The 6,188-nt window shown below is 61.1% G+C and carries 6 protein-coding genes (1 of these 6 cut by a window edge); 2 read left to right on the plus strand and 4 right to left on the minus strand.

Annotated elements, in window-relative coordinates:
• The first annotated feature begins 102 nt into the window (after positions 1-102).
• A complete protein-coding gene (locus NCHU2750_RS19040) occupies positions 103-2,283 on the plus strand; it encodes a malate synthase G (RefSeq protein ID WP_119942164.1) in 2,181 nt (726 codons plus the stop codon).
• Positions 2,284-2,355: 72 nt separating this feature from the next.
• Here NCHU2750_RS19040 and NCHU2750_RS19045 read toward each other — a convergent pair whose 3' ends face one another.
• Positions 2,356-3,036, minus strand: coding sequence for a L,D-transpeptidase (locus tag NCHU2750_RS19045; RefSeq protein WP_119943543.1), 681 nt, complete (start codon positions 3,034-3,036; stop codon positions 2,356-2,358).
• 173 nt (positions 3,037-3,209) lie between these two features.
• On the opposite strand from NCHU2750_RS19045, the gene NCHU2750_RS19050 reads away from it, so the two are divergent.
• Positions 3,210-3,698: an MmcB family DNA repair protein gene (locus tag NCHU2750_RS19050; RefSeq protein ID WP_119942166.1), complete on the plus strand. Its 489-nt coding sequence runs from the start codon at positions 3,210-3,212 to the stop codon at positions 3,696-3,698.
• A 26-nt stretch (positions 3,699-3,724) separates the two neighbouring features.
• Here the strand turns inward: NCHU2750_RS19050 and NCHU2750_RS19055 are convergent, their stop codons facing one another.
• The 3 genes from NCHU2750_RS19055 to hrpB form a co-directional block, all read right to left on the minus strand.
• Positions 3,725-4,300: an ActR/PrrA/RegA family redox response regulator transcription factor gene (locus NCHU2750_RS19055; RefSeq protein WP_119942168.1), complete on the minus strand. Its 576-nt coding sequence runs from the start codon at positions 4,298-4,300 to the stop codon at positions 3,725-3,727.
• Between the two features lie 63 nt (positions 4,301-4,363).
• Positions 4,364-5,683, minus strand: a complete 1,320-nt coding sequence (locus tag NCHU2750_RS19060; protein ID WP_162939680.1) for an ActS/PrrB/RegB family redox-sensitive histidine kinase — start codon at positions 5,681-5,683, stop codon at positions 4,364-4,366.
• A 69-nt stretch (positions 5,684-5,752) separates the two neighbouring features.
• A protein-coding gene (gene hrpB, locus NCHU2750_RS19065; RefSeq protein ID WP_119942170.1) for an ATP-dependent helicase HrpB crosses the window boundary here: on the minus strand, positions 5,753-6,188 show its 3' end. 2,102 nt of this gene lie beyond the right edge of the window; 436 of the gene's 2,538 nt are visible here — the last part of the coding sequence; its start codon lies off the right edge, out of view; it ends in the stop codon at positions 5,753-5,755.

The raw sequence follows: 6,188 nt of genomic DNA on the forward strand, positions 1-6,188 counted from the left end.
AGTCAGTCAGGCGTGATCTGCTTCGGCTTTTGGCGGATTGACACCTGTCATGTGCCGCGCAATGTGATCCCGAATAACAGGGTGTGAAAAGGGAGTAGCCGCATGGCCCGCATGGATGTCGCCGGTCTTCAGATATCAGATTTTCTTTACCGGTTTTTGGTTGACGAGGCGCTTCCTGGTACGGGGGTTGATGCGTCTGCGTTCTTTGCGGGCTTTTCGGGTATCGTGCACGACCTTGCCCCGAAGAACCGGGCGCTGCTGGCAAAGCGTGATGCCTTCCAGGAGACGCTCGACGACTGGTATCGGCAGAACGGCGCGCCGAGCGATCTGGTCGCTTATGAGGCCTTTTTGCGTGAGATCGGCTACCTGCTTCCCGAGGGTGAGGACTTCAAGGTCTCGACCGAAAATGTCGATCCGGAGATTGCCCAGATCGCCGGACCGCAGCTGGTCGTGCCGGTGATGAATGCCCGCTATGCGCTGAATGCCGCCAATGCCCGCTGGGGCTCGCTCTACGATGCGCTCTACGGCACCGATGCGATCCCCGAGACCGATGGCGCCGAGAAGGGTAAAGCCTACAATCCTGTCCGCGGCGCCAGGGTCATCGCCTGGGTGCGCGACTTCCTCGATCAGTCGGCACCGCTTGCCGGCGGGCGCTGGAAGGACGTGGCCGCACTTCGCATCGACAATGCCGCACTCTTCGTGACGATGGCGGATGGCGCGGTAACCGGGCTTGTCGATCCCTCGCAATTTGCCGGCTATCTCGGAGAGGCCGCCGCACCGAAGCAGGTGCTTCTGACGAAGAACAGGCTGCATGTCGAGATCGTCATCGACAGGACGACCGAGATCGGCAGCACCGATGCGGCCGGCATTGCCGATGTCAGGGCCGAATCGGCGATCACCACGATCATGGACTGCGAGGATTCGGTGGCCGCGGTGGATGCGAAGGATAAGGTCACCGTCTACCGCAACTGGCTCGGCCTGATGAAGGGCGACCTGACGGAAGAGGTGTCGAAGGGAGACAGGAGCTTCACCCGCAGGCTCAATCCCGATCTGAACTACATGGCCCCCGACGGTTCGTCCTTCAAGCTCAAGTGCCGCTCGCTGATGCTGGTGCGCAATGTCGGTCACCTGATGACCAATCCGGCCATTCTCGATCGCGACGGAAACGAAGTACCTGAAGGCATCATGGATGCGATGGTGACGGCGCTGATCGCCATCCACGATATCGGCCGCCCCGCAGGTCCGGCCGGCCGGCGCCAGAATTCCGCGACCGGTTCGATCTACGTGGTCAAGCCGAAGATGCATGGGCCGGAAGAGGTCGCCTTCGCCGCCGAGATCTTCTCGCGCGTTGAACAGGTCCTCGGCCTGTCGAGACATGCGATGAAGATGGGCATCATGGACGAGGAGCGCCGCACGACGGTGAACCTCAAGGAAGCGATCCGTGCGGCTAGTGATCGTGTTGTCTTCATCAATACCGGCTTCCTCGACCGCACCGGCGACGAGATCCACACTTCGATGGAAGCCGGGCCGATGATCCGCAAGGGGGACATGAAGCAGGCCCCGTGGATTGCGGCCTATGAGAACTGGAATGTCGATATCGGGCTGGAATGCGGCCTGTCTGGCCATGCGCAGATCGGCAAGGGCATGTGGGCGATGCCGGACCTGATGGCGGCGATGCTGGAACAGAAGATCGGCCATCCGAAGGCGGGTGCCAACACCGCCTGGGTTCCGTCTCCGACGGCGGCCACGCTGCATGCCACCCATTATCACAGGATAGACGTGGCTGCCGTGCAGCAGAGCCTGAAGAGCCGCGGCCGGGCAAAACTCTCCGACATTCTCTCGGTGCCGGTGGCATCACGGCCGAACTGGACGGCGGAGGAGATCGGCCGCGAACTCGACAACAATGCACAGGGCATACTCGGCTATGTGGTGCGCTGGGTCGACCAGGGCGTCGGCTGCTCCAAGGTGCCGGACATCAACAATGTCGGGCTGATGGAGGACCGGGCCACCCTGCGCATCTCGGCGCAGCACATGGCCAACTGGCTGCACCACAAGGTGGTCACGCAAGATCAGATCGTCGAGACGATGAAGCGCATGGCGAGCGTGGTGGATGGCCAAAATGCCGGCGATCCGCTCTACCGTCCGATGGCTGGCAACTTCGACAGCTCGATCGCCTTCCAGGCCGCCCTCGACCTGGTGCTCAAGGGCCGCGAGCAGCCCAATGGCTATACCGAACCCGTCCTCCACCGCCGCAGGATCGAACTCAAGACGAGGGCAAGCTGAGGCGGCATGCATTCAACAAAAAAGCCGCCGGGCATGCCTCGGCGGCTCTCTCTTTTGCAGCTGTCCTCATCCTTACTGGATGACGATGACCTTGGTCTGGTGGCCAGGGCGAACGCGGCTGTAGAGATCGATCACGTCCTGGTTCATCAGGCGGATGCAGCCCGAGGAAGCGGCGGTGCCGATCGAGGCCCATTCCGGCGTGCCGTGCAGGCGGAACAGCGTGTCCTGGCCCTTTTCGTTGAACAGGTACATCGCGCGTGCGCCGAGTGGGTTGTTGAGGCCCGGGCCCATGCCGTCTTCGACATACTTGGCCACATCAGGCTTGCGCGCCGCCATTTCCTTCGGCGGATGCCAGGTCGGCCATTCCTGCTTCCAGGCAACATAGGCCGTGCCCGACCATGCAAAACCCTGCTTGCCGACGCCGATGCCGTAACGCATCGCCTGGCCACCCGGCAGGATGTAGTAGAGATGACGCTCGCGCGTATTGACGATGACCGTACCGGGCTTTTCCGTCGTGTCGTAATTGACGATCTGGCGGACGAACTCCGGCTTGACCTTGTTGATCGGGATCGCCGGCAGGGTGTAGCCTGCGTCGGTGACCGAACCGTACGAATCGGTAAAGATCTTGGCCGTCTCGACCCGAACCGGCTCCGCAGCCGGAGTGGCCTGGGCGGTCTGCGACGTGGTGGAGCAGCCGGCCAGGGCGGCAGATGCCAACAGGCCGAGTGCAATCATGCTGGTGCGAAAGCGCATGGATATCTCTTGGTGAAAGAATCGATTGAAAAGGCGTCTCATCGCCGTGGAAGACGTTATTTTCCATTCGCCTGCCATTGGCAAGTTGCCGTCGCGCCGAGCCGTCAGGCTGGGGACGAATTGGCAAAACCATGGTCTTTTTGCAACATTCGTAAAGCCGGAAGGAGGCGGAAATGACGATATTGAGCGTGGTCAACGACAATCCGCTTGTGGATGGGCGTCAGTCCGCCCGCGCCATGATGGTGCGCAAGGGAGTGCAGATCCTGCTCCACGACATGCGCCATGCCGTATTGCCGGAACTCGTCCTGTCGTCCGGCCGCCGCGCCGATCTGGTCACCGTCTCCGACAAGGGGGAGATCTGGATCATCGAGATCAAGACGTCGATCGAGGATTTCCGTGTCGACCGCAAATGGCCCGACTATCGCAGCCACTGCGACCGTCTGCTCTTTGCGACACACCGGGACGTTCCGCTCGATATCTTTCCGCCAGATTGCGGCCTGTTGCTGTCCGATGGCTACGGCGCAGGCCTGCTGCGCGAGGCACCGCTGCACAAGCTCGCCCCAGCCAGTCGCAAGGCACTGATGCTGGATTTCTCGCGTGCTGCCGCCCACCGCCTGATGATGGCGGAGTGGTCGACCGGCAAGAGTTTCGATGATGTCTGACGTGATCGCGTCTGCAGACGGGCGCCTTATTTCGGCGCCCGCTTTGCCAGGATCCGCTGCAACGTGCGGCGGTGCATGTTGAGCCGGCGTGCGGTTTCCGAAACGTTGCGCTCGCACATTTCGTAGACCCGCTGGATATGTTCCCAACGTACGCGGTCTGCGGACATCGGATTTTCCGGCACATCGGCCTTTTCACCGGGACGCTGCGTCAAGGCATTGTAGACCTCGTCCGCATCGGCAGGCTTCGAGAGATAGTCGACGGCACCAAGCTTCACGGCGGTGACGGCGGTTGCGATATTGCCGTAGCCGGTGAGAACGATGACCCGCGTATCGGACCGGAACTGGCGGATCGTCTCGATGACGTCGAGGCCGTTGCCATCGCCGAGGCGAAGGTCGACTACCGCGTATTTCGGTGCCCGCTGGCGGACCTTGGTGATACCATCGGCGACGGTTTCCGCCACATCGACCGCAAAACCGCGTGTTTCCATTGCCCGTGCCAGACGGCGCAGGAACGGGCCGTCGTCATCGACGATCAGCAACGACGGATCTGGACCGATATAATCCTCGGTCTGGGGATTGGACTGCTGCAATACTGTTTCCATCTTTATTCTCCGGGATCGATGGATCCCCATTACCATATCAGAAGTGATGAAACCGGAGCCAGATCAAATTGTCCGGTCCATTATCGATCTCGGCCATTCTATTCGGATACGCGCTCCCACTTTGCCATCGTCGCGATTGCTGAAGCGGATTGAGGCGCCTGAACGCTCGAGCAGGGTCTTGGCGATGAACAATCCGAGACCGAGGCCGCCGGCATGTTCGCTGCGCTCACGCGTCCGCGAGGTCATATAGGGCTCGCCGATACGTGAGAGAATGTCGGCCGAATAGCCCGGCCCATCGTCCTCGATCATGATCGATACGCGCTGGTCGTCGTATTCGGCCGATATGGTGACCTGGCTTTTCGCGTAGTCGACGGCGTTTTCGATCAGGTTGCCAAGCCCATAAAGAATGCCGGCATTGCGGACGCCGACCGGCTCCGGCTTCCCGTCGCTCTTCTGGACGAGTGCAATGTCGATATCGAATTGCCGGTGCGGTGCAATGACCTCCTCCATCATCGAGGAGAGCGGCAGCCGGCGAAGATGTTCTTCACCTTCGGCAGGCAGCGAGGTCAGCCGCCTCAGAATGTCCCGGCACCGCTCGCTCTGGCTGCGCAACAGCTGCAGGTCCTCGCTGAAACGTTCGTCATGGCCGAGTTCCCGCTGCATCTCCTTGGCAACGACCGTGATCGTGGCAAGCGGGGTACCCAGTTCGTGGGCGGCCGCGGCGGCAAGCCCGTCGAGCTGGCCGAGATGCTTCTCCCGCTCGAGGATCATCTCGGTCGCCACCAGCGCATCGGCAAGCAGGCTCGCTTCGTGCGAAACGCGATAGGCGTAAAAGGCTGCAAAAACCATCATTGAGGCGATCGCAAACCATACCCCGAGCTGCATGATCGGCTGGATAATCAGATGCTCGCCCTCATACCAGGGCACCGGATAGGGCGAAAACGTCAGCGCCGTCGTGCACAGAAGGGCAAAGATCAGCAGTATCAGCGAGTGATGCAACGGCTGCGAGGCAAAGGCGATGATCACCGGCACGCAGATCAAAGGCGCGAACGGATTGCTCAGACCGCCGGTAATGAACAGCAGGGCGCCCATCTGCAGAAGATCGAAGCAGAGCAGCGCAAGTGCCGATTTCGGTCCAAGCCGATGGGTCGCCGGAAACCACGATGACAGGATCAGGTTGGCGACCGCCAGCGCGCCGATCAGGATCGCCGCCTGGACGATCGGTATCGAAAAGTCGAGCAGCATCCAGATGATCAGCACCGTCAGCGTCTGCCCTGCCACTGCCAGCCATCGCAGTCTTATCAATGTCTGTAGTCGGATCCGCCGGCTCGTATGGCCGAACTGCCCTTCCTGGATTGATGCCTCTTCCATGCCTTCCGCCATTCTGTCCCGCTTCAGGTTTTATCAAATGCTCTTAGATCGGCTGATCGTTTCTATAGACGTGACATTCTGTCACGTGCCTCTCGGCTTTGCACGGTGTGTCGGCTCTGCGTCGGCCGGATTTTCCGGCCACGGATGTTTGGGATAACGCCCTCGCATCTCCGAGCGCACATCCTTCCATGATCCCCCCCAGAAGCCGGGCAGGTCGCGTGTGGTCTGGATCGGCCGGTGCGCCGGCGATGTCAGTTCCAGCAGCAGCGGCAGTTTTCCGCCGGCCACGCATGGATGGGACTTGAGCCCGAACAGTTCCTGAACCCGGATCGTCAGCACCGGCTCTTCTCCATCATACTGGATCGGATGGCGCTGTCCGGTCGGGGCATCGAAATGGGTCGGAGCAAGTCGGTTGAGATCGCGCAGCAACTCATGCGGAACCAGCGAGCGCAATCCTTCCGAAAGGCTGGCCGCCGAAATGGCAGAGACTGCCGTGACATCGTCCTGGAAGGGAACG

The sequence above is a fragment of the Neorhizobium sp. NCHU2750 genome, from assembly GCF_003597675.1.
Classification (GTDB): Bacteria; Pseudomonadota; Alphaproteobacteria; order Rhizobiales; family Rhizobiaceae; genus Neorhizobium.